Below are 22,352 nucleotides of genomic sequence, written 5' to 3' on the forward strand. Positions count from 1 at the left end.
CATGGCCAACGTGAAGATTGCTCCCCTGGCCTGCCAGGGCTTAGGGCTGCAGCTGGGGGGTAATCCTGTACTGCGCGACATCGAGCTAACCGTTATCCCCGGCGAAACGCTGGGCATCGTCGGCCCTAACGGCTCGGGCAAGTCGTCTTTGCTCAAACTGCTGGCGGGCCTGCGCAAGCCTGACAGTGGCCATGTCGAGCTGCTGGGCGAGCCGCTCACGCAGCTGCCACGCCGGCGCATTGCCCAGGCCCTGGCGCTGGTCGAACAGCAGGCGGATACCGCTGACGCCATCAGCGTGTACGACGCCGTTGCCCTGGGCCGCACGCCCTGGCTGTCGGCCCTGGCGCCGTTCAGCAAAGCAGACCGCGCCATCGTCGAGCAGGCCCTGGCTGACCTGGATGCCCTGCACCTGCGCACGCGCCTTTGGCATTCGCTTTCAGGTGGTGAACGCCAACGCGTGCACATTGCCCGCGCCCTAGCGCAACGCCCCCAGGTGCTGTTGCTCGACGAACCGACCAACCACCTGGACATCCAGCACCAGCTGAGCCTGCTGCAACAGGTGCAGGGGCTGCCGGTTACCACGCTGGTGGCCCTGCATGACCTCAACCAGGCGCTGACCTGCGACCGCCTCGCGGTGCTCGACAAAGGCTGCCTGGTCGCCCTCGGCAAGCCGCTCGACGTCCTCACCCCAGAGCGCCTGCTGAGCACCTTCGGCGTACACGCCCACTACCTTACCGACCCCTTCGACGGCGCACGCATTCTGCGTTTTCGCGCCCCCTGAACCAGGAAGTTCCCACCATGCTGTTGCGCCCTGTCGCCCTGCTGCTCGCCAGCACCCTGTTTGCCCCTGCCGCGCTGGCAGACGTGCACGAAGTGAAGATGCTCAACCGCGGTACGCAGGGCGCGATGGTCTACGAGCCGGACCACTTGCGCATCGCACCCGGCGATACCGTGCGCTTTGTGCCGACCATGAGTGGGCACAACGCAGCCAGTGTGCCGGGGTTGCTGCCGCAGGGCGCTGAGGCGTTCAAGAGCAAGCTCAACCAGCCCTACGAGCACACCTTCAGCGTACCCGGCATGTACGGTATCCAGTGCATTCCGCACCTGGCGATGGGCATGGTGATGGTGATCCAGGTGGGTGACGCGGCGCCGGCCACAGTGCCTGCCAGCCTGCCTGCACGGGCGAAAACCCGCTTCGAAGCGCAATTGCAGAAGCTGGGGGCCGGGCAATGAGCCGGCTGTTGCTGGCCCTGCCTCTGCTCGGGCTTACCCCGCTCGCATTGGCTGAATCCGCTCAGTCCCAGAGCAACGGTTTGGTAGAAGACGCCAGCTGGAGCATCCTCAACCGCAGCGTGTTCGACCAGCGCGACTACAAGCATGGCGGGCGCAACAGCAGTGCGCGCAATGCCTACAAGCCACGCGACGAACGTAGCGGCAAAGCTGAGGAATGGGCCTACGGTTTGATGGGGACCTTGCAGTCTGGCTTTACCCAAGGCCTGATCGGCGTCGGTGTCGATGCCCACGCTTATCTGGGCGTACAGCTCGACAGCGGCGGTGGCCGTGCCGGCAAGGCGCGCTTGCTGGGCATCGACAACGACGGGCACCCGAAAAACGAATACAGCCGAGCAGGCGCAGCCTTGAAGATGCGGGTGTCGAACACGGTGCTGTCGTACGGCGAGCAGCGGGTGAAAACCCCAGTTTTCAGTTCGTCCGACAGCCGCTTGCTGCCCGAGACCGCGACGGGGTTTTTCCTCACCAGCAACGAGATCGACACGCTTCGGCTGGTGGCCGGCCACTTCAATGAAAACGCGGATCGCAACGCTTCAAGCCACGATCAAGGGTTCGTGGTGAACTATTCCAATGGCCGCCAGGGCAATGCCTTCGACCTGGCCGGCGTGGTCTGGAACCCCGGCGCGGCCTTCAGCGGCAGCCTATATACCTCGCGCTACGAGGACAGCTGGAACCAGCACTACCTGGGCAGCACCCTGACCCACGCACTGGATGACCGGCGCAGCTTGAGCCTGGACCTCAACCTGTACCGCACCACCGACACCGGCAAGGCGCTGTCCGGGCGCATCGACAACACCACCTGGAGCCTGGTGTCGCGTTACAACCAGGGGCCGCACGGGTTCAGCCTGGGCTGGCAGCAGGTAGACGGCAATACACCGTTCGACTATGTGACGCGGGGCGCGATCTATATCGCAAACGCCGTGCAGATGTCGGACTTCAACGCACCGAACGAGAAGTCATGGCAGGCGCGCTATGACCTGAACATGGGCGCCTACGGTGTGCCCGGGTTGAACCTGACGGCGCTGTACGTGCGCGGGTTTGATATCGATGGCACGCATGTCGACCCCACCGGCGGCTACGCGTACCTGGGGTATGGCAAGGGTGGCAAGCACTGGGAGCGCGACCTGGAAGCGCGCTATGTGGTGCAGAGTGGCAAGGCCAAGGGCACCACGTTCTCGGTACGGCATAACGCGCACCGGGGGAACACGGCGCAGGCGGAGCTGGATGGTGACCAGATCCGCCTGGCGGTCGAATGGCCGCTGGGCGGCGGGTTCTGATCATCGTTCAGGGACCCAGGCTTCGCACCAACGTGCCGGTGACGGGCTGCGCAGCAGCCCCCCGGTTCAAGACGCTGCAGCGGATAGCGGCTGCAAGCCCCATTCGGCTTTTTCCTGCGAGGTCATCGCAGCAAGCACTTCCATAAACGTCTGCTCCAATTCTGCGCTGACATTGCCGAACGCCTTGTAGTTGGTCAGCAGGTAGCGCTTCACGGTATTGGGCCAACGCCCTTCCTTGTGCGCCGCATTGATGATGCCCTTGGCGTCGTGGCGCGTGGCACCCCGCCACAAATCCATCAGCCTGTTTTCGAAGTGGCCGAACGACCACGGGTCTCTGCAGTCTTCGAATTCGTCCAGCAGCTTGAGCTTGTACAGGGCCATGTGTGGCATCGGTGAGTCTCCCTTAGGGGCGTTGGGTAAGCCTTGAGGGAGACGGTAAGCAAGCAGATGCGTTATGGAAATGAACGCGTTGAACACGCCACAACAACAGCTGTAGGCGGTTTCTGACCGATTACGGCGACGTCATGCCAGCGTCAGCTGCATATGGGTGGTCTGCCAGACGGGGTCCTGCTCCACATCGATCACCGCGAACCCCTGGCGTTCCCAGAAGGCAATCGCGCCCGGGAGGAACGGGTGGGTGTGCAGGTACAGGCATTCGACACCCGCCTGTTCGGCCGCACCGCGCAAGGCGGCGAACAAGGCGGCGGCGAGGCCATGGCGTCGATAGGCCGGCAACACGAACAAGCGCACCACCTCGACCACGCACACCCGCTGATAGTCGAGTTGTGCGAAGCGATGGTCATAGGGCACATAGCCGATCACGGCCACCAAACGGCCCTGATCGCGGACTTCGAGAAACACGCCTTCGCCGTCCAGGTAAGTCTCGGCGAAGCGAGCCAAGTCAGGGGGCAATGGTGCGTCGGCAAGCTGCGGGAAAAGTTCGCGGCGGGCGCTGTCGACAAAAACGACCACCTCGTCGATGGCGTCACGCGGGACGGGTTGGATGATCCAGTTCGGCATGTGGGCTACAGGCAATGAGTCGAGGGCAAAGGTTCTACCCCAGCGCGCCGCCCATGGCAAATTCTGGGCTCATCGCGATCAAGACCCCGGTATAATCGCAGGCCTAGACCGCCCAACCAGGCCACCCCATGCCCCGCCTCCAGACGTTGCTACTGCCCCTGCTGCTGATCACCGCCCTCGCCGCCTGCGACCAGCAACCCTCCCGCGAAGCGCAGATCCTGGCCAAGCTGCCGCTGCAGGACGCCTATGAGCACAACATCGACCGCATGGCGTCGTTGCTGGCCCCAGCCCACCCGCAGGTGCCCGAGGCGCGCATCCGTGAGGTGCTGCGCAAACACCTGACGGTCGAAGACCAGCGCCAGGACTTGTTCAAGCTCTACAGCGAAACGAATTTCAGCGACGCTGAATTCGCCAGCATCGTCGAAGCCATGCAGGACCCGGCCAAGGCCCGCGCACTTGAAGAGACTGAGGCCGGCAAGCGCCTGAGCGAAAAACTGACCGCGCTGATGCGCGAAACCGCCCGCGACACCCAGGTGCAGGCATTGGCCGAGCAGCGCATGCAGCAGGTCGAAGATGAGCTGGCTGAACTGGAAAAAGCAGGTTCCTGATCGACGTAACTCACCGCTACGGCGACAATAACGCACTACACCTACAAGCAGCAGGGTTACTCCCTTTTCGTACCAGTGAGGTCAGGATTGCCACACCCCAAGCACGGATTGCGCCTGGATTTACGCTCGCTCATTCTGATTCTCTGCGCCCTCACCGCGCTGCTGATGCTGTGCGCCAGTTATTTCGCCAGCTACCGGGTTCAGCGTCAGTTGCTGATCGACCACGCCCTGGAGGCCAACCGGGTGTACGCGGCGAAGCTGGCGTCGATCACCGAGACCTTCATCGCCAGTGCCTTGCAGCAGTTGTCGTTCAGTGCCGGCGTGCAAGCCCGCCAGTTGGCTGATGCCGCCGCGCTGCAGGCGGAGACCGACCGCGTGCTGCACCAGGGCCTGGCCTTCAACTCGACGTTCGTAGTCGATGCCGACGGGATCCTGCGGGCAATCTCCCCTGCCTCATTGCGCCACTACCTCAATACCAAGGTGCAGTCGCCCGGGGTTCAGGAGGCCTTGCATGGGCGCAAGGCGCTGGTGTCGACGCCCTACCTGTCTACCGCCAACAACCTGGTGGTGGCACTGTCGCAGCCGATCTTCGATACCAATGGGCGTTACCTGGGCTACGTCGGTGGCAGCCTGTACCTGCGCGAGCGCAACATCCTCAACAGCCTGCTGGGCGAGCACTTCTACAAGGACGGCTCGTACCTCTATGTGGTCGACCGCAACCGCCGCCTGCTCTATCACCCGGACAACCAGCGAGTGGGAACGGTGGTGGAAGGCAACCCGCTGATCGATCAACTGGCGACCCTGGACAGCGGCACCCGCCAACTGACCAACAGCCAGGGCGTGGAAATGCTGGCAGGGTTTGCCACGGTGCCGAGCGCTGGCTGGGGTGTAGTGGCGCAGCAGCCGCTGGCGCAGACCGTGGCGCCCTTGAGCCACCTTGTGCTCAACGTTATCGGCACCTCGGCGCCGCTGGCGCTGGTGGGCAGCCTGGTGCTGTGGTGGCTGGCGATGACCATCGCTCGGCCACTCTGGCAATTGGCGGCCGGGGCCAGGTCGATGGACCGCGCAGGCACCGCCGAGCGCCTGCATCGGGTGCCGGCCTGGTACTTCGAGGCGGCTGAGCTCAAGCGTGCGCTGCTGTTCGGGCTCAACCTGCTGCAAGAGCGCATCGGCCGGCTGAACCACGATGCCCAAACCGACCCACTGACCGGGCTGGGTAACCGCCGCAACCTGGAATTCAGCCTGTCGTTGCTGCAGGCCGAAGGGCGGGCTTTTTCGGCCATCGTGCTCGATATCGACCATTTCAAGCGGGTAAACGATGGCCATGGGCATGAGGTGGGCGATCAGGTACTGCAGCGGCTGGCCGAGCTGATGCGCCGCTGTTGCCGAGAGGGCGACCTGCTTTGCCGCACCGGGGGCGAGGAGTTTCTCATGCTGCTGCCGGGGGCAAGCCTGGCGGTTGCGGCAGCAGTGGCAGAACGGCTACGGGTAACGGTGCAGGATACGCCGGTGGAACCCGTGGGCGCGGTGACGATTTCGCTGGGGGTTGCGCATTGGCCGGGCGGCACCGGCAGCGAGCCTGGCGATGCATTGAGCGAGGCGGACCGGGCGCTGTACGCGGCCAAACAGAATGGGCGCAATCGGGTGTGTGTCGCGCGGGTTCAGCCCTGAAACCCGCGCACACCGTCACGGCCAGGCCCTTCGCAAAAGTTGTTACAAGCCTTGTCATAAAACTGTCGTGTTTCAGTCATAGGATTGACCCCAACCTGACATTTTCACTCTTCATGGATGAGCGTCTCATGCGTCGTGTGGTTTTCAATCAGAAAGGTGGCGTCGGCAAGTCGAGCATCGCCTGCAACCTGGCTGCCGCCAGTGCCGCTGAAGGCTATCGGACCTTGCTCGTCGACCTCGACCCGCAGGCCAATGCCACCTATTACCTGACCGGCCTGGTCAATGACGCCATCCCCTCGGGCATTGCCGACTTCTTCCGCCAGACCTTGTCTTCCGCCACCGCGCACGGCAAAAAGCCCCGTGTGGCGATTACCGAAACCCGCTACAGCAACCTGCACCTGATCACCGCCAGCCCCGACCTCAGCGACCTGCAAAGCAAGCTGGAGAGCAAGTTCAAGATCAACAAGCTGCGCAAGCTGCTGGTGGAATTGGCCGAAGACTACGAGCGGATCTACATCGACACGCCGCCGGCGCTGAACTTCTACACCTTCAGCGCCCTGGTGGCCGCCGAACGCCTGTTGATTCCATTCGACTGCGACAGCTTCTCGCGCCATGCGCTGCACAGCGTCATGGCCGAAGTGGAGGAGCTGCGCCAGGACCACAACCCAGCGCTGCAGGTGGAGGGCGTGGTCGTCAACCAGTTCGCCGGGCGCACGGCACTGCACCAGACACTGGTCGATCAGTTGCGCGGTGAAGGGGTTCCGGTGCTGCCGGTGTACCTGAGCAGCTCGATCAAGATGCGCGAGTCGCACCAGGCGTCGGTGCCGCTGGTACACATGGCGCCGCGGCACAAGCTGGCGTTGGAGTTTGCCGACCTACTGGACGTGCTGGAGCGCGCGGCCTGAGCCAAGCGGGGTGCTTTGCACCCCAGCATTTTGCGTCACCAGGGCTACCCGATCACGCATTCGGGTGATAGATTCGCCGCCATGAAAACCACCCGGCAGACCCGCACGCTGACCGCCTGGACGCTTTATGCCAGCGTCCTGTTCAGCCTATTGCTGTGCGGCCTGCATCACGGCCAGATGAGTGGCCTGCGCCTGGCGGGCCTCGAGGGTGGTTTCTGTTCGATCAGCAGTGACCACGGCCCGGCCATCAACCTGGACAACGCCGGTGGCGACCAGCACATGGCTCAGCTCGACTGCCCCGTGTGCTCCTCGTTCGGCCTGGCAGTGCCGCTTGCCCACACCGGCTGGGCGTTCCTGCCGCCCCAGTCCGGGGCCACCTCGCCCATTGTCGTGCGCAGCTGGGCACAACCGCCGCCGCGCTACTTGCGCCCTGCCCTCAACCCCCGCGCCTCCCCCGCCGCGCTTCCCGCAGCCCTTCTGTTCGCCTGACCTCAAGCGGGTGCGCCTGTGCGCGCTCGCGGTCAGCCATGACTTTTGCGTGGAAGACACGACAACATGATCCGCAAGACCTCCCTGGTGCTCCTCATGGGCACTTGCACCTTCGCCTGGGCCGACACTGCCCCGGTCGAACTCAACGCCACCACCATCGATGGCGAACGCGACGCCCCCTCCGGTGTGCAACTGGACGAGCCGATCCAAACCGGTTCGCGCCTGGGCCTCACCGCACGGGAAACCCCGGCATCGGTCAGTGTCTCGGACCGCCGCCTGATCGAGGCGCACGGCGCCAAGGACAGCCAGGACGTGATCAACGCCATGACCGGCGTCAACGCCTCGGCCAACCCCGGTTATGGCGGCTTCGTCGCCTACCGGGGCTTCACCCAGAACCAGGTCACCCAGCTCTACAACGGCATCAACCTGGGCTACAGCAGTGCCACCCGGCCCGTGGATGCCTGGGTACTCGACCGGGTCGAACTGATCGGCGGGCCGTCCTCTTTCCTGCATGGCGCGGGGGCCGTGGGCGGCTCGATCAACTACATCACCAAGCTTGCCAGCCGCGATCAGCAGATCATCGACGGCCGCCTGCGCTATGGCAGTTTCGACGACTCAGAAGTGGCCTTCGGCATCAATCAGGCGCTGGCCAGCAACCCCGCCGACGCCCGCCACTTCATGCGCCTGGACTTCAGCCGGGGCCAGGGCAACGGCTACATCGACCGTAACCAGCGCAACACCGACAGCCTGGCGTTTTCGGTACTCAGCGACCTGGCGCCCAACCTCACCCACACCCTGGCGCTGGAGTACCAGGAAGACCGCGAAGACAGCCCGTACTGGGGTTCGCCGATCCTGCCGGGCCGCAGCACGATGAAGATCGACAAAAGCCGCCGCTTCGAAAACTACAACGTCGCGGACGGCCGCTACGAGCAGCGGGTACGCTGGCTGCGTTCGATCCTCGACTACCAGCTCAGCGACAGCACCAGCGTGCAGAACACGCTGTACCACTACAACGCCCAGCGCGACTACCGCAACGTTGAACGCTACAGCTACACCGCCAATGGCAATGTGCAGCGCAGCAGCCCCTACCTGCAAAGCCACGACCAGAACCTGTTGGGCGATCGCATCGAGTTGCGCCATGACAACACACTGTTCGGCTTCGCCAGCCAATGGTCGCTAGGGCTGGAATACTCGCGCATGCGCCAGACCCTTTACCCGACGTCGAGCAGCTGGAGCGACGTCGTCGACCCCGACCATTTCGACCCTGGCAGTTTCGACGACATCCCCGGGGTGAATGCCGGCCTGACCAAGCAGCGTCGTCACGAAGTCACCAACCGCGCGGTGTTTGCCGAAAACCGCCTGCAACTGACCGATCGCCTGGCCTTGCTGACGGCCCTGCGCTATGACTACCTGGACATGCAAGTGACCAACTACGGAACGGTCTCGCCCACCTCGCCGGCGTTTTTCGAGCGCCGCTGGGAGCCGCTTTCCGGGCGCATCGGCCTGACCTACGCGCTGACGCCCAGTGCCAGTGTGTACGCGCAGTACAGCAGCTCGGCCGATCTGCCAGCCGGCTCACTGGCAGCGGCGACCTACTCCAACGTCGGCCTGTTCGACCTTTCCAAGGGCGAGCAATGGGAGGTCGGCAGCAAGTTCGACTTCCTCGACGGCCGCGGCGCCGCCACGCTGGCGCTGTACCAGATCGTGCGCAAGGACTTTGCCGTGCGTGACTCCAACGATGCCAACCAGACGGTGCAGGCCGGGCAGCAGACCTCGCGCGGCGTCGAGCTGTCAGGGCGGCTGCAGGTCACGCCGAAACTGCTGGCCGAGGCCAACTACGCCTACGTCGATGCGCAGTACGACACGTTCAACGAAGCGGTCAACGGGGTATCGGTGTCACGCAAGGGCAATACGCCGGTCAACGTACCGGCCAGCGTCGCTAACCTGTGGCTGACCTACAGCTTCACGTCCGCGTGGTCGGCGGGGGTCGATGGGCGCTACGTGGGCTCGGTGTATGCCGACAATGCCAATACCCTAAAGGCACCGGCCTACACGCTGTTCGGTGCCTTCGCCCGCTACCGGCTGGATGAGCACACCACAGTGACCGGGCGGGTACGCAACCTGACCGACGAGGTGTATGCCAAGCAGGCCTACAGCTCCCAGTACTACATGGGTGCTCCGCGTACCTTCGAGGTGGCGCTGGACATGCGCTTCTGATCGAACAGCGCTGCCACGGGGGTTATCCCGTGGCAGCGCTGCCAGTGATAAGCTGCCACGTTCATGACCCGCCGGCTCACGAAGACACCCGGCTACCGTTTCAGCAAGGAAGTTTACGTGTTCAAAACTCTGCCCCCCGCGCTCCTGAGCGCGGCTCTGATTGCCCTGGCTGGCTGCCAAGCGTCCCCGCCCACGGACACTCAGGCAGCCGCCGATGCGCAGGCGTTCAAAACCTTCACTGTCGAGATGCAGCGCGCCTTGGAGCGCAGCATTGCCCTGGCCCCAACCGGCGAGCAGCTGGGCGCCGTCACCCTGCAGGTCACCTTCGACCGGCACAGCGCCCCAGTCGCCTGCAAGGCCAGCAAGGCCCCGTTCAAATACGGCGCGCTGCTGCCCGCCGACGTCATGCCCTCCGACCATCAGGCGTTGGCCAACCTGGTCGAGGCACTGTGCTGGAAGACCATTTACCCGGTCGTGCCTGCGTCGCTGTTCGGCGGCGAGGCAACGCTCGACGTACGCGCACCGATCATCGTCCAGCTGCCCGCGTCTATCCAGGCCCCCGGCAGTGCGCGCCAACGCGCCAACGCCCAGCGCGAGTACTTCTGGCAACAGCTGCTGCGCGATCAGCCGGTCACCAGCATCGGCAAGGCGACGGTGTTCTACCAGGCCAATGCCCAAGGCAAGGTCGAGGGTTGCCTGGTGCAGCTTTCCCCAACCCGCCTGCGTGAAGCGGCCTTCCGCCTGGACGGCAACCTGCAGGCGCAGCTCAACAGCCGTTGCATGAAGCTCGACCTGAGCACGATGCCGGGCTTCAGCACCCACGAGCAAGGCACAGCCGAGGGCTACAGCGAACTCGACTACGCCCCGTGGAAGGTTGGCCGGCAGTAGCCTGCCTGGTTGAAACAGACATCCCAGTGTCGCCCTCGACGAAGCCCCCGCAGGCGCTCACCGATCTACTGGCAAGCACAACAATGATGACGCGGCCCGACCGCGTCACGTTCATTCAGGCTGCCAATGGAAACCGGAGAGCTCCCACATGTCCGCACCTCATGAGGTATCCCCCGCCACCCTGCGCCGGGTGATCGCCGCCTCTGCCATCGGCAACTTCGTCGAGTGGTTCGACTTTGCCGTCTATGGCTTTCTCGCCACGCTGATTGCCAGCCAGTTCTTCGCCAGTGAAGATGCCAGCGTGGCTTTGCTCAAGACCTTCGCCGTGTTTGCCGTGGCATTTGCCCTGCGCCCGCTCGGCGGTATCGTGTTCGGCGCACTGGGTGACCGCCTGGGGCGCAAGCGCATCCTGTCGCTGACCATCTTGCTGATGGCCGGCTCCACCACCTTGATCGGCTTGCTGCCGACCTATGCCAGCATTGGCCTGGCGGCCCCTGTGCTGTTGACCCTGGCCCGTTGCCTGCAAGGCTTCTCGGCGGGTGGCGAGTACGCCGGTGCCTGCGCCTACCTGATGGAGCATGCGCCCAACGACAAGCGCGCGTTCTACGGCAGCTTCGTGCCGGTCTCGACCTTTTCTGCCTTTGCCTGCGCGGCGGTGATCGCCTACGGCCTGGAAGCGAACCTGACGGCCGAGGCGATGAACGCCTGGGGCTGGCGCGTGCCTTTCCTGATCGCCGCCCCGTTGGGCCTGGTTGGCCTGTACTTGCGCTGGCGCATGGAAGAAACCCCGGCGTTCCGCGAAGCCGTGGCCCAGGGCAAAGAACACGAGCACTCGCCGCTCAAGGAGACCCTGCGCAACCATGGCCGGGCCATCCGCAACCTGGGGGCGTTCATCTCGCTGACGGCGCTGTCGTTCTATATGTTCACCACCTACTTTGCCACCTACCTGCAACTGGTCGGCAACCTCACCCGTGCGCAATCGCTGCTGGTAACCACGGTGGCGTTGTTGTTCGCTGCCATCGGCTGCCCGCTGGCTGGGGCGTTTTCTGACCGGGTGGGGCGGCGCAAGACCATTGGTTTCACCTGCCTGTGGGTGATGGTCTGTGTGTTCCCGGCGTATTGGCTGGCCAGTTCCGGCTCACTGTCCGGGGCGCTGCTGGGGGTGATTCTGCTGGCCGTTGGCGCGCTGAGCAGCGGCGTGGTGACGGCGGCGTTGCTGTCGGAAAGCTTCCCGACACGGACCCGCTATACCGCGTCGGCGATTACCTACAACGTGGCCTATACGCTGTTCGGCGGCACTGCGCCATTGGTGGCGACCTGGTTGATCGGGCAAACCGGCAGCAGCCTGGCACCGGCGTTTTACCTGGTGGTGATTGCGCTGGTGGCTTTGGTGGGAGGGTTGGCATTGCCGGAGACGTCGCGGATTTCGTTGCATGATGAGGCCGGCGTCGATAGCGTGCGGCCTGGGGTGCGGAGCAGCGTTTGAGATTTTTGGGGCTGCTTTGCAGCCCCGGCATTATCAGCCTTCCTCCACCTCTTCCCGCCGATACGCCCACTGGTACAACGCCGGCAACACCAGCAACGTCAACGCCGTGGACGACAGGATCCCGCCAATCACCACGGTCGCCAGCGGCCGTTGCACTTCGGCCCCGGTGCCGGTGGCCAATGCCATCGGGATGAACCCCAGCGAGGCCACCAACGCGGTCATCAGCACTGGCCGCAAGCGCGTCAACGCACCCTCCTCGACCGCCACCCGCAACGTGCGCCCTTCCTCGCGCAGGCTGCGGATAAAGGCAATCATCACCAGACCATTGAGCACCGCCACCCCCGACAGCGCGATGAAGCCCACCCCTGCGGAAATAGACAATGGAATATCCCGCAACCACAGCGCCAGTACCCCACCGGTCAAGGCAAACGGAATACCGGTGAACACCAGCAAGCCATCCTTGAGGTTGTTGAACATCATCAGCAGCAAGGCCAGCACCAACAGCAAGGCCACCGGCACTACCACCTGCAGACGCTCGGCGGCCGACTGCAACTGCTCGAACTGGCCGCCCCAGCGCGTCCAGTAACCGGGCGGTATCTGCACCTGCTCGATCAGGGCCTGCTCGGCCTGCTGCACGAACGAGCCAAGGTCGCGGCCACGCACGTTGGCACTGACCACCACCACGCGCTTGCCATCCTCACGGCTGACCTGGTTAGGCCCCAGTTGCAGGTTCAACGTCGCGACCTGCGACAGCGGGATGAAACCGATCTGGGCAGCGCCGGCTGCACTGCTCGCCGGTACCGGTATCAGCAGGCTGGAAAGCCCGTCGACATCGGTACGCACAGTCTCGGGCAGGCGCACCACCATGTCGAAACGTCGGTCGCCCTCATACAGCGTGCCTGCCGTACGCCCCCCCACGGCAATGGCGATGGCGTCTTGCACGTCGCCGACATTGAGGCCATGGCGGGCGGCCTTGTCACGGTCGATATCAATGGTCAGCACCGGCAGGCCTGTGGTCTGCTCGACCTTGACCTCCGAGGCGCCCGGCACACGCTGCAGGCTGCTGGCGATTTGCGCGGCGGTCTGGTTGAGCACGTCCATGTCGTCCCCAAACACTTTGACGGCCACATCACTGCGCACACCCGAGATCAGTTCGTTGAAGCGCAACTGGATCGGTTGCGACAGCTCGTAATTGCTGCCCGGCACACTGGCCGCGGCGCGCTGCACTTCGGCAATCAGCGCCTCACGTGGCTTGCTCGGGTCGGCCCATTGCGCGGGCGGACGCAGCATTACGTAGGCGTCAGAGATGTTCGGCGGCATCGGGTCCGAGGCGATTTCGGCAGTACCGGTGCGGGCGAACACGCGCTCCACTTCCGGCACCTGGGCAATGATCGCCCGCTCCAGGCGCTGCTGCATGTCTACCGACTGCGACAGGCTGGTGCCTGGCACGCGCAGCGCCTGCAGGGCAAAGTCACCCTCGCTGAGGCTGGGGATAAACTCGCTGCCCATGCGGCTGGCCATCACCCCGGACAACACCACCAGCGCTGCCGCCCCGGCGAACGCCAGCTTGCGCCGGCCCAACACCCAGCCCAGCACCGGTGCATAGCGCTGGCGCGCGGTGCGCATGACCAAGCCTTCTTCTTCCTTGACCTTGCCGGTCACGAACAGCGCCAGCGCCGCCGGCACGAAGGTCACCGAGAGGATCATGGCACCCAGCAGGGCGATCACGACGGTGAAGGCCATGGGGTGGAACATCTTGCCCTCGACCCCGGTCAGGGCAAAGATCGGCAGGTACACCACCATGATGATCAACTGCCCGTAGATCAGCGGGCGCCGTGCTTCACGGGCGGCGGCAAACACTTCATGGAAGCGCTCGGCGCGGGTCAGCATGCGGCCATGGCGCTGCTGGGCGTGAGCCAGGCGGCGAATGGCGTTCTCGACGATCACCACCGCGCCATCGACAATGATGCCGAAGTCCAGCGCGCCGAGGCTCATGAGGTTGGCACTGACCTTGTTGCTGAACATGCCGGTGAAGGTAAACAGCATCGACAACGGGATGACCATGGCGGTAATGACCGCAGCGCGGATGTTGCCCAGGAACAGGAACAACACGGCGATGACCAGGATCGCGCCTTCGATCAGGTTTTTCTTCACCGTGGCGATGGCTTTTTCCACCAGGTTGGTACGGTCATACACCGTCACCGCGACCACGCCCTTGGGCAGGTTGCGGTTGATCTCGACCAGCTTGGCCGCCACCGCCTGGGAGACCGTGCGGCTGTTCTCGCCGATCAGCATGAACACAGTGCCCAGCACTACCTCACGGCCATTTTCAGTCGCAGCCCCAGAGCGCAGCTCTTGGCCCAGGCGAACCTGGGCGACATGGCTGACGCGTATCGGAGTGCCGTCGACGCTGGCGATGACGATGTTGGCGATGTCCTCGGCGGAGTCCAACTGGCCCGGTGCGCGGATCAGCAACTGCTCGCCATTGCGCTCGATGTAGCCGGCCCCCACGTTGGCGTTGTTGCGCTCCAGTGCCGCGATCAAGTCATTGAGGGTGAGCTTGTAGGCCGCCAGGCGCTTGGGCTCCGGTGCGATCAAGTACTGCTTGGCATGGCCGCCAATGCTGTTGACCTCGGCCACCCCCGGCACATTGCGCAGCTGCGGCTTGATGATCCAGTCCTGGATCACCCGCAGGTCGGTCTGGGTGTAGGGCGTACCGTCGTCCTTGAGCGCGCCCTCCTCGGCCTCGACGGTCCACAAGAAGATCTCGCCCAGCCCTGTGGAAATCGGCCCCATGCCCGCCTCGATGCCGTCGGGCAACTGTTCACGGGCCACCTGCAGGCGCTCGTTGACCAATTGACGGGCGAAGAACAGGTCGGTGCCGTCATCGAAGATCACCGTGACCTGGGACAAGCCCGAGCGGGACAGCGAACGGGTCTGCTTGAGGCCTGGCAGGCCGGCCATGGCCGTTTCGATGGCGAAGGTGATGCGCTGCTCGGTCTCCAATGGCGAGTAACCGGGCGCGGCGGTGTTGATCTGCACCTGGACGTTGGTGATGTCCGGCACGGCATCGATGGGCAGTTTCTGGTAGCTGTGGATACCCACCGCAGCCATCAGCAGCACGGCAAGCATCACCACCAGGCGCTGCTCGATGGCGAATTGGATCAGGCGTTCGAACATGGCGTCGTCCCCGGTTTCAATGGCTGTGCTCGGCGGAGCCTTTGCCAAGCTCCGACTTGAGGACGAAGCTGCCGGCGGCAGCGACCTGAGTGCCTGCAGCCAGGCCGGCGACGAGTTCTACCTGGCCGGCGTCGCGGCGCCCTGTCGTCACCGGGCGTGCCTCGAAGCCTTGCTCGGTACGCACGAACACCACGGTCTGCTCCTCCCAGGTCTGCAACGCGCTTTCCGGTACCACCACGGCGGCGGTCGACCGCTCGACGCTGACCGCAATGTTCACGAACAGCCCAGGGCGCCAGGCGCCGTTGGGGTTGGCCAAGGTGGCGCGCACGGTGGCGGCGCGGTTTTGTTCACCCAGCAGGCTGCCGACGTAATTGACCGTGCCCTCGACCTCGGCGCCCAGGTCCGGCGCACTGACCGTGACGCTGCGCCCGGTGACGACACGGTTCAAGTCGCGGGGGGCGACGGCGAAGGTGGCCCAGACCCGGCTCAAGTCGGACAGTGTGAACGCGTTGCTGGAGGCGTCGACCACCTCGCCCACGCTCATGTGTTTTTCCACCACCACCGCATCGAAGGGTGCGCGTAACTCATAGCGATTGCCGGCGCCGGCGGGGCCGACTGCCGCGACCTTTTGCCGAGCATTGGCCAGCGCGATCTCGGCCTCCTGCAACACTTGGCGAGCCTGCTGGTAGTCCTGTTCGGCGCTGATGCGTTCCTGCCACAGCTGCTGTTCGCGCTGGAAGGTCAGACGCGCCAGTTCCAGGCGGCGCTGGGCTGCCTGTTGTTCGCTGCGCAGGTCAGAAATCTGCTGGCTGGCAATCACTGCCAGCACCTGGCCGCGCTTTACCGCCTGCCCGAGGTCGGCCTGCACCGACTCGACCACGCCCGGTACACGCGGCACGACATGCGCGGTGCGGTCTTCATCGAAACGGATCTCACCCGGGTAGCTGATGGCAGTGCCCAGCTCACGGGGGCCGGCAGCTACCAACTGCACGCCAGCCGCCTCGATCTGGGCGCTGGAAAGGTGCAATTTGCCTTCCTCGTCGGCGTGGCCTTCTTCGGCCTGCTCATCATCGTGGCCGTGGCCGTCTTCGCCATGCGCGTCGTGCTGGGCTTCGCCGCTCGTGGCCTGGCCGAGGTTGCCGGTCCAGGCCAGGCCACCGAGGCCAAGCACGGCCAGAGCGACCGCCAGGAGGGCGATCTTGCGTGGGTTATCCATTGTTGCTCCTGCTGTTCGTGTTTTTGCTCAAGCCAATGGGCCCGCTGCGCGACCCATCGCCGGCAAGCCAGCTCCCACAGGGACGGCACCGTGCATCAATGTGGCGCTTCATTTGTGGGAGCTGGCTTGCCGGCGATGGCCGCGCAGCGGCCCCTGAATCACAAGCCGCCCTCAAGGTCGCCATACAGGCGCTCGACCTGGGCCCGCGCATCAGTCGCTGAGGCCAGGGCTTGCAGATACAAGCCCCGCGCCTCGATCAGCGTGCGCTGGGCATCGAGCACATCAAGGAAGGCGAACTTGCCCATCTCGAAGCCGCGGGTGGCGGTGTCTACCGCTTGCTGCGCCGAGGGCAGGATGGTGCGGTCGTAGGCCTGCACTTCCTGCATGGCCGTGGCCCATTGGCTGAGGGCGCTGCGGGTCTCGCTGCGCAAGCGCAACTCAACGGCATTGCGCAAGTCACGGGCCTGGTCGGCACGTCGCGCAGCCACCAGCACGTTGCCTTGGTTACGGTCGAACAACGGCAGCGGCATCGACAGCCCGACCACGTTGACTCGCTCGCGGTCCTCGCGGCTGTATTGGCTGCCGAGGCTGACGGTGAGGTCGGGTATGCGCTGAGCCTTTTCAGACCCCAACGACGCTTCGCCGCGCTCGACCTGCGCCGCCGCCAAGCGCCACTCGGCGGTCTGTTCGACCCTGGCCAGCAAGGCCTCGACCGCAGGCGCGGCACCCGGCGACAGATCAGTGGCCAGCAGGCGGTCGAAGCGTGCCACCGGGCTGCCCGTCAACCGCGCCAAAGCCTGATAAGCCACACTGCGCTGTGAGGCGGCGCGGCGTACTTGCGCCTGCGCCTGGGCCAGTTGCACCTGGGCCCGCGTGGCCTCTACCGGCGAAGACTGGCCGGCCGTAACGCGCCCCTGTACCACCCGCAGCCCGCGCTCCGTCAGTGCCTGGGACTGTTGCGCCAGCTCCAGCGCCGTTTGCGCACGCAGGGCCGCGTGGAAGGCCTGCACCACATCGGCGCGCAAGCCATTGCGCTGGCGTTCCAGGTCAAGCTGGGCGATGGTCTGGCCGGCACCGGCCACGGCGATGCGCGCTCCCCGCTTGCCGCCCAGCTCCAGTGGCTGGCTCAGGGTGACCGTGGTGGTGCGCGTCTCGCTGCGGGTGTCCTCGACTTCCCAGGACAACTCCGGGTTAGGTATCAACCCCGCTTGGCGCCGCTCGCCTTCGGCAATGCCGATTTCACGGCCCGCGGCAGCGAGTTCCGGGTTTTGCGCAAAGGCAGCGCTAAGCGCTTCGGGCAGGCTCAGGCTGCCACTGGCCTGGGCACTGCCAGTGGCAGCCAGTAACAGGCAAAGCAAGGCGATCTTGCGGGGGATGGCAGGGGTGCAGGGCACGAAACAGGTCCTCGTCGGCGAGCGTTGGCGAGGGACTGTAGGGCGGCATGCTTATCGGGGCGGTGGCGTGAACATTACAATGCTGTAATCAGCTGGGATCGGTATTGGCGCAAAACGTCCGGTTATCGCCCACTTTCCCGTCTAAGCCCATTCACGCAATTGACGAAACTAACCAGGTGGTACAAAGATAAGCGCATCCAAAAACAACAAAGTGATGCCTTTCATGAAGCCCCTTATTCTTGTGCTGAACGGCCCTAACCTGAACATGCTGGGCACCCGCGAGCCCACTCAGTACGGCCATGAAACCCTTGCTGACCTGGCCCAAGGCTGCGCCGACAGCGCCCTTGCCAAAGGCCTGGAAATCGAATTCCGCCAGACCAACCACGAAGGCGAACTGATCGACTGGATCCATGCCGCCCGTGGCCGCTGTGCTGGCATCCTGATCAACCCGGGCGCCTGGACCCACACCTCCGTGGCCATCCGCGACGCCCTGGTGGCCAGTGAACTGCCCGTCATCGAGGTGCACCTGTCCAACGTGCACAAACGCGAGCCCTTCCGCCACCTGTCGTTCGTCTCATCGATTGCCGTCGGCGTGATCTGCGGCCTGGGCAGCCATGGCTACCGCCTGGCCCTGAGCCACTTCGCGGAAATGTTCCAGGAGCAGACCGCATGAGCCAACAGGCCATCCTCGCCGGCCTCATCGGCCGCGGCATCCAGCTGTCGCGCACCCCTGCGCTGCATGAGCATGAAGGTGACGCGCAATCCCTGCGTTACCTGTATCGCCTGATCGATGCCGATCAATTGCAGCTAGACGACAGCGCCCTGCCCGGCCTGCTCGATGCCGCACAGCACACCGGGTTCACCGGGCTCAACATCACCTACCCGTTCAAACAGGCGATTCTGCCGCTGCTCGACGAGCTGTCGGATGAAGCCCGTGGGATCGGCGCGGTGAACACCGTGGTGCTCAAGGACGGCAAGCGGGTCGGCCACAATACCGACTGCCTGGGCTTCGCCGAAGGCCTGCGCCGCGGCCTGCCAGATGTGGCACGCCGGCAGGTGGTGCAGATGGGCGCCGGTGGCGCAGGCTCGGCCGTGGCCCATGCGCTGCTGGGCGAAGGGGTCGAACGGCTGGTGCTGTTCGAAGTCGACGCAGCGCGGGCACAAGCGCTGGTCGACAACCTCAACGGGCATTTCGGTGCCGGCCGTGCAGTGCTCGGCACTGACCTGCGCGCAGCATTGGCCGAGGCAGACGGGCTGGTCAACACCACGCCCGTGGGCATGGCCAAGCTGCCGGGGACGCCGCTGCCGGTGGAGTTGCTGCATGAACGGTTGTGGGTGGCGGAGATCATCTACTTCCCGCTGGAAACCGAACTGTTGCGCGCCGCGCGGGCATTGGGTTGCCGCACGCTGGATGGCAGCAACATGGCGGTGTTCCAGGCGGTCAAGGCGTTCGAGCTGTTCAGTGGGCGCGAGGCCGATGCGGCGCGGATGCAGGCGCATTTTGCCAGTTTTAGCTGAGTCGGCACCGGCCCTTTCGCGGGTTTGCCCCGCGAAAGGGCCGGCACAGGCGCATCAACCCTTTTCATCCAGCAAGGCCTTCAACACCTGTTCCTGCCCGGCATAATCCCCCTCGCCGAAATGCACGTGGCGCACCTGCCCTGTGCGGTCGACAAAATAATGCGCCGGCCAGAACTGGTTGCCCCAGGCATTCCACACCCGGTGATCGTTGTCCACCGCCACCGGGTACCCGATCCCCAGCGCAGCTACCTTGTCGCGCAAGGTCGCGACGTCATGCTCGTAGTCATACTCAGGCGTGTGTACGCCCACCACCACCAGCCCCTGGTCGGCGTAACGCCGTGCCCAGTCATTCACATGCGGCAGGCTGCGCTGGCAGTTGATGCAGTCCCAGGTCCAGAAGTCTACCAGCACCACCTTGCCTTTGAGCGCCGGCGCATCCAGTGGCGGCGAATTCAACCACTGGCTGGCACCCGCCAGCGACGGCATGGCGCCGTAACTGTCGCGGGCCTGCAGATAGCCCGCCAGGCCCAGGCCTGTCAGGGCCAGCGCAATGCCGCCCACCTTTAACATCAGGCGGCGATCAATTCTCATGGCAACCGCCGGTGGCGTACGAGCGGTATTCCACACGCTGATGCTGACCTTTGGAATCGAGGTAGTCCATGCGGGTGTTGACCAAGCCGCAGGTGTTGCCCTGATCATCCTGCACCGACAGGACTTTCTTCACATCCAGATGATCACCGTAGCGGTACTGCATCACACTGGCATCGTTCATCGCGGTGGTGGCGGCCTGAGCGGCAATGGCGCCGAAACTGAACACGGCAAACAGGCTGACGCTGGCGAAGGCTTTGAGGTTCATGGCAACTCTCCTGTGTAACGCTTTAAGTGGGGAGGATTACTCCCCGGTCGAGAGCCATTACACGGCCGCCAGGTATCCCGTATGTGTCACCCGAGCCTGTGATCTGCTTCCTCCTGTATCTCTGCAAACGCCAGATACACTGCAATACAAAACCCCGCAGGCAAGCGCGATTACGCTCGGTACACTGCGCCAACCCCACCCCATACAGGAACGCTGCGCATGGAACACGTCGATCACATCCTGATCGTCGACGACGACCGCGAGATCCGCGAACTGGTCGGCAACTACCTGAAGAAGAACGGCCTGCGGACCAGCATCGTTGCCGATGGCCGGCAAATGCGCGCCTTTCTCGAAGCCAACAGCGTCGACCTGATCGTCCTCGACATCATGATGCCTGGCGACGATGGCCTGTTGCTGTGCCGCGAACTGCGTGCCGGCAAACACCGCAACACGCCCGTGCTGATGCTGACTGCGCGCAACGACGAAACCGACCGCATCATCGGCCTGGAGATGGGTGCCGACGACTACCTGACCAAGCCGTTCTCCGCCCGCGAACTGCTGGCCCGCATCAACGCCGTGCTACGCCGCACGCGCATGCTGCCGCCCAACCTGACCATCAGCGAAAGCAGCCGCCTGCTGGCCTTCGGCCAATGGCGCCTGGACACCACCGCACGGCACCTGCTCGACAGTGAAGACACCCTGGTGGCCCTGAGCGGCGCCGAGTACCGGCTGCTGCGGGTATTTCTCGACCACCCGCAGCGGGTGCTCAGCCGCGAACAATTGCTCAACCTCACCCAGGGCCGTGAGGCGGACATCTTCGACCGCTCCATCGACCTGCTGGTCAGCCGCCTGCGCCAGCGCCTGGGTGATGACGCCCGCGAACCCAGCTGCATCAAGACCGTGCGCAGCGAAGGCTACGTGTTCTCGCTGCCGGTGCAATTGCTCGGGTCGCCCTCATGAAATGGCCCCGCACCCTGGCCTCGCGCCTGGCATTGATTTTCTTCACCGGCCTGGTACTGGCCTATGGGTTGTCGTTCGGCCTGCAAGCCTACGAGCGTTACATCAGCAGCCGCTCGATGATGCTCAGCAACCTGGAACAGGACGTTGCCACTTCGGTCGCCATCCTCGACCGCCTGCCCGCCGCCGAACGTACCGCCTGGCTGCCGCGCCTGGAGCGGCGCACCTACCGCTACCACCTTGACCAGGGCCAGGATGGCCAGGCGATGCCGACCAGCGACCCGCCCATGGCCGCCGAGTCGATCGTCAAAGCCATTGGCGACGACTTTCGCCTGACCTTCCAGGAGATCCCCGGCCCCAATGCGCATTTTCAGGTGCACTTGAACCTGGCAGATGGCGCGCCCCTGACCATCGACGTCACCCCGACCCCCGTACCGATCGCCCGCTGGCTGCCGGTGGTTTTGCTGATTCAGCTGGCCGTGCTGTTGCTGTGCACCTGGCTGGCAGTGCGCCTGGCCATCGGCCCGCTTACCCGCCTGTCGCAGGCCGTGGACAACCTCGACCCGGACAAACCCGGTGTGCAACTGGACGAGAGCGGCCCGCGCGAGGTGAAGTACGCCGCCGTTGCCTTCAATGCCTTGCAGGCACGCATCGCGGCCTACCTCAAGGAGCGCATGCAGTTGCTGGCGGCGATTTCCCACGACCTGCAAACCCCCATCACCCGCATGAAATTGCGGGTCGAAGTGATGGACGAGGGGGTCGAGAAAGACAAGCTGTGGCACGACCTGGATGCCATGGAGCACCTGGTACGCGAAGGTGTGGCCTATGCCCGCAGCATGGACATCAACACCGAAGCCCCATGCCGAATCAACCTGGATGCCTTCCTCGACAGCCTGGTATTCGACTACCAGGACAGCGGCGCCCAGGTCGAACGCCACGGCAACGCCGACGGCCTGCTGGAAACCCGCCCGCATGCGCTGCGCAGGGTGTTGGTCAACCTGGTGGACAACGCCTTGAAGTTCGCGGGTAAAGCACAGCTGGAGGTCAGCCGTGAACCAGGATGCACCCGGATTCGGATACTCGACGACGGCCCGGGGATTCCGGAAGATGAGCTCAATGAAGTGCTCAAGCCTTTTTACCGGGTAGAAAGCTCGCGTAACCGCAGTACCGGAGGCACCGGCTTGGGGCTGGCGATCGCGCAGCAACTGACCCAGGCCATGGGTGGGCGCTTGACCCTGAGCAATCGCCAAGGCGGCGGGTTGTGTGCACAGATCGAGTTGAAGTGAGTGCCACCGGCATGTCGCCCCTCCAGGTCTTACGCGTGATAGGGATGCCGCCTTACGCAACCGATCGCTACAGTCCGATACACACTGTCGCCTC

21 protein-coding genes are annotated in these 22,352 nt (G+C 64.5%); 14 read left to right on the forward strand and 7 right to left on the reverse strand.

From position 1 onward, the window contains the following. Position 1 precedes the first annotated feature (1 nt). Genes AC5PZ0_RS08420 through AC5PZ0_RS08430 form a run of 3 tightly spaced genes read left to right on the forward strand, consistent with a single transcriptional unit; the run spans position 2 to position 2,567 of the window. Positions 2 to 781 (forward strand): ABC transporter ATP-binding protein, encoded by a 780-nt coding sequence (locus AC5PZ0_RS08420; protein ID WP_493854777.1) that lies wholly within the window; start codon positions 2 to 4, stop codon positions 779 to 781. 17 nt (positions 782 to 798) lie between these two features. Beyond that, positions 799 to 1,233 (forward strand): pseudoazurin, encoded by a 435-nt coding sequence (locus AC5PZ0_RS08425; RefSeq protein ID WP_099453542.1) that lies wholly within the window; start codon positions 799 to 801, stop codon positions 1,231 to 1,233. Beyond that, positions 1,230 to 2,567, forward strand: coding sequence for an OprD family porin (locus tag AC5PZ0_RS08430; RefSeq protein ID WP_027593839.1), 1,338 nt, complete (start codon positions 1,230 to 1,232; stop codon positions 2,565 to 2,567). The genes AC5PZ0_RS08425 and AC5PZ0_RS08430 overlap by 4 nt, the downstream gene beginning before the upstream one ends. Positions 2,568 to 2,633: 66 nt before the next feature. Here the strand turns inward: AC5PZ0_RS08430 and AC5PZ0_RS08435 are convergent, their stop codons facing one another. Further along, entirely contained in the window at positions 2,634 to 2,957 is a 324-nt protein-coding gene (locus AC5PZ0_RS08435; RefSeq protein WP_027593840.1) for a hypothetical protein, read from the reverse strand. Positions 2,958 to 3,089: 132 nt separating this feature from the next. Next, positions 3,090 to 3,587: a GNAT family N-acetyltransferase gene (locus AC5PZ0_RS08440; RefSeq protein ID WP_493854679.1), complete on the reverse strand. Its 498-nt coding sequence runs from the start codon at positions 3,585 to 3,587 to the stop codon at positions 3,090 to 3,092. Between the two features lie 128 nt (positions 3,588 to 3,715). Between AC5PZ0_RS08440 and AC5PZ0_RS08445 the strand changes: the two genes are divergently transcribed. From AC5PZ0_RS08445 to AC5PZ0_RS08475, 7 genes are all read left to right on the forward strand, one after another. After that, positions 3,716 to 4,195, forward strand: a complete 480-nt coding sequence (locus tag AC5PZ0_RS08445; protein WP_265969456.1) for a hypothetical protein — start codon at positions 3,716 to 3,718, stop codon at positions 4,193 to 4,195. A gap of 87 nt (positions 4,196 to 4,282) precedes the next feature. Beyond that, positions 4,283 to 5,866 carry a sensor domain-containing diguanylate cyclase gene (locus AC5PZ0_RS08450; protein ID WP_493854680.1) on the forward strand — a complete coding sequence of 528 codons (1,584 nt, stop codon included), beginning with the start codon at positions 4,283 to 4,285 and terminating at the stop codon, positions 5,864 to 5,866. 128 nt (positions 5,867 to 5,994) lie between these two features. Beyond that, a complete protein-coding gene (locus AC5PZ0_RS08455) occupies positions 5,995 to 6,771 on the forward strand; it encodes a ParA family protein (RefSeq protein WP_027593844.1) in 777 nt (258 codons plus the stop codon). Positions 6,772 to 6,852: 81 nt separating this feature from the next. Then, a complete protein-coding gene (locus AC5PZ0_RS08460; protein WP_085273260.1) occupies positions 6,853 to 7,260 on the forward strand; it encodes a DUF2946 family protein in 408 nt (135 codons plus the stop codon). Between the two features lie 66 nt (positions 7,261 to 7,326). Next, entirely contained in the window at positions 7,327 to 9,477 is a 2,151-nt protein-coding gene (locus AC5PZ0_RS08465; RefSeq protein ID WP_493854681.1) for a TonB-dependent receptor, read from the forward strand. A 117-nt stretch (positions 9,478 to 9,594) separates the two neighbouring features. Beyond that, a complete protein-coding gene (locus tag AC5PZ0_RS08470; RefSeq protein ID WP_493854682.1) occupies positions 9,595 to 10,365 on the forward strand; it encodes a hypothetical protein in 771 nt (256 codons plus the stop codon). 148 nt (positions 10,366 to 10,513) lie between these two features. Further along, positions 10,514 to 11,851 carry an MFS transporter gene (locus AC5PZ0_RS08475; RefSeq protein WP_493854683.1) on the forward strand — a complete coding sequence of 446 codons (1,338 nt, stop codon included), beginning with the start codon at positions 10,514 to 10,516 and terminating at the stop codon, positions 11,849 to 11,851. Between the two features lie 33 nt (positions 11,852 to 11,884). On the opposite strand, the gene AC5PZ0_RS08480 is transcribed toward AC5PZ0_RS08475, so the two are convergent. From AC5PZ0_RS08480 to AC5PZ0_RS08490, 3 genes are all read right to left on the reverse strand, one after another. After that, positions 11,885 to 15,031, reverse strand: coding sequence for an efflux RND transporter permease subunit (locus AC5PZ0_RS08480; protein WP_493854684.1), 3,147 nt, complete (start codon positions 15,029 to 15,031; stop codon positions 11,885 to 11,887). A 16-nt stretch (positions 15,032 to 15,047) separates the two neighbouring features. Further along, the gene (locus tag AC5PZ0_RS08485) at positions 15,048 to 16,247 is read right to left on the reverse strand and encodes an efflux RND transporter periplasmic adaptor subunit (protein WP_493854685.1); all 1,200 of its coding nucleotides are present in this window, start codon (positions 16,245 to 16,247) and stop codon (positions 15,048 to 15,050) included. A gap of 158 nt (positions 16,248 to 16,405) precedes the next feature. Next, positions 16,406 to 17,641 (reverse strand): TolC family protein, encoded by a 1,236-nt coding sequence (locus AC5PZ0_RS08490; protein ID WP_493854686.1) that lies wholly within the window; start codon positions 17,639 to 17,641, stop codon positions 16,406 to 16,408. 223 nt (positions 17,642 to 17,864) lie between these two features. Here AC5PZ0_RS08490 and aroQ point away from each other — a divergent pair, with 223 nt between their 5' ends. Both aroQ and AC5PZ0_RS08500 read left to right on the forward strand, forming a co-directional pair. Further along, entirely contained in the window at positions 17,865 to 18,314 is a 450-nt protein-coding gene (aroQ, locus tag AC5PZ0_RS08495; protein WP_027593852.1) for a type II 3-dehydroquinate dehydratase, read from the forward strand. After that, on the forward strand, positions 18,311 to 19,159 hold the full coding sequence (locus AC5PZ0_RS08500; RefSeq protein WP_085273256.1) for a shikimate dehydrogenase: 849 nt from the start codon (positions 18,311 to 18,313) through the stop codon (positions 19,157 to 19,159). Before aroQ ends, AC5PZ0_RS08500 begins: the two co-directional genes overlap by 4 nt. Before the next feature lie 54 nt (positions 19,160 to 19,213). Here the strand turns inward: AC5PZ0_RS08500 and AC5PZ0_RS08505 are convergent, their stop codons facing one another. Further along, complete coding sequence (locus tag AC5PZ0_RS08505; RefSeq protein ID WP_238210804.1) at positions 19,214 to 19,729, reverse strand: thioredoxin family protein; 516 nt, start codon at positions 19,727 to 19,729, stop codon at positions 19,214 to 19,216. A 10-nt stretch (positions 19,730 to 19,739) separates the two neighbouring features. Next, positions 19,740 to 20,015 carry a DUF2790 domain-containing protein gene (locus tag AC5PZ0_RS08510; RefSeq protein ID WP_493854687.1) on the reverse strand — a complete coding sequence of 92 codons (276 nt, stop codon included), beginning with the start codon at positions 20,013 to 20,015 and terminating at the stop codon, positions 19,740 to 19,742. A 219-nt stretch (positions 20,016 to 20,234) separates the two neighbouring features. Between AC5PZ0_RS08510 and AC5PZ0_RS08515 the strand changes: the two genes are divergently transcribed. Continuing rightward, positions 20,235 to 20,975, forward strand: a complete 741-nt coding sequence (locus AC5PZ0_RS08515) for a response regulator (RefSeq protein ID WP_099429879.1) — start codon at positions 20,235 to 20,237, stop codon at positions 20,973 to 20,975. After that, positions 20,972 to 22,258, forward strand: a complete 1,287-nt coding sequence (locus AC5PZ0_RS08520) for a sensor histidine kinase (protein ID WP_454244129.1) — start codon at positions 20,972 to 20,974, stop codon at positions 22,256 to 22,258. Before AC5PZ0_RS08515 ends, AC5PZ0_RS08520 begins: the two co-directional genes overlap by 4 nt. Positions 22,259 to 22,352 lie beyond the last annotated feature (94 nt).

The organism is Pseudomonas sp. 5.2, from assembly GCF_059025405.1.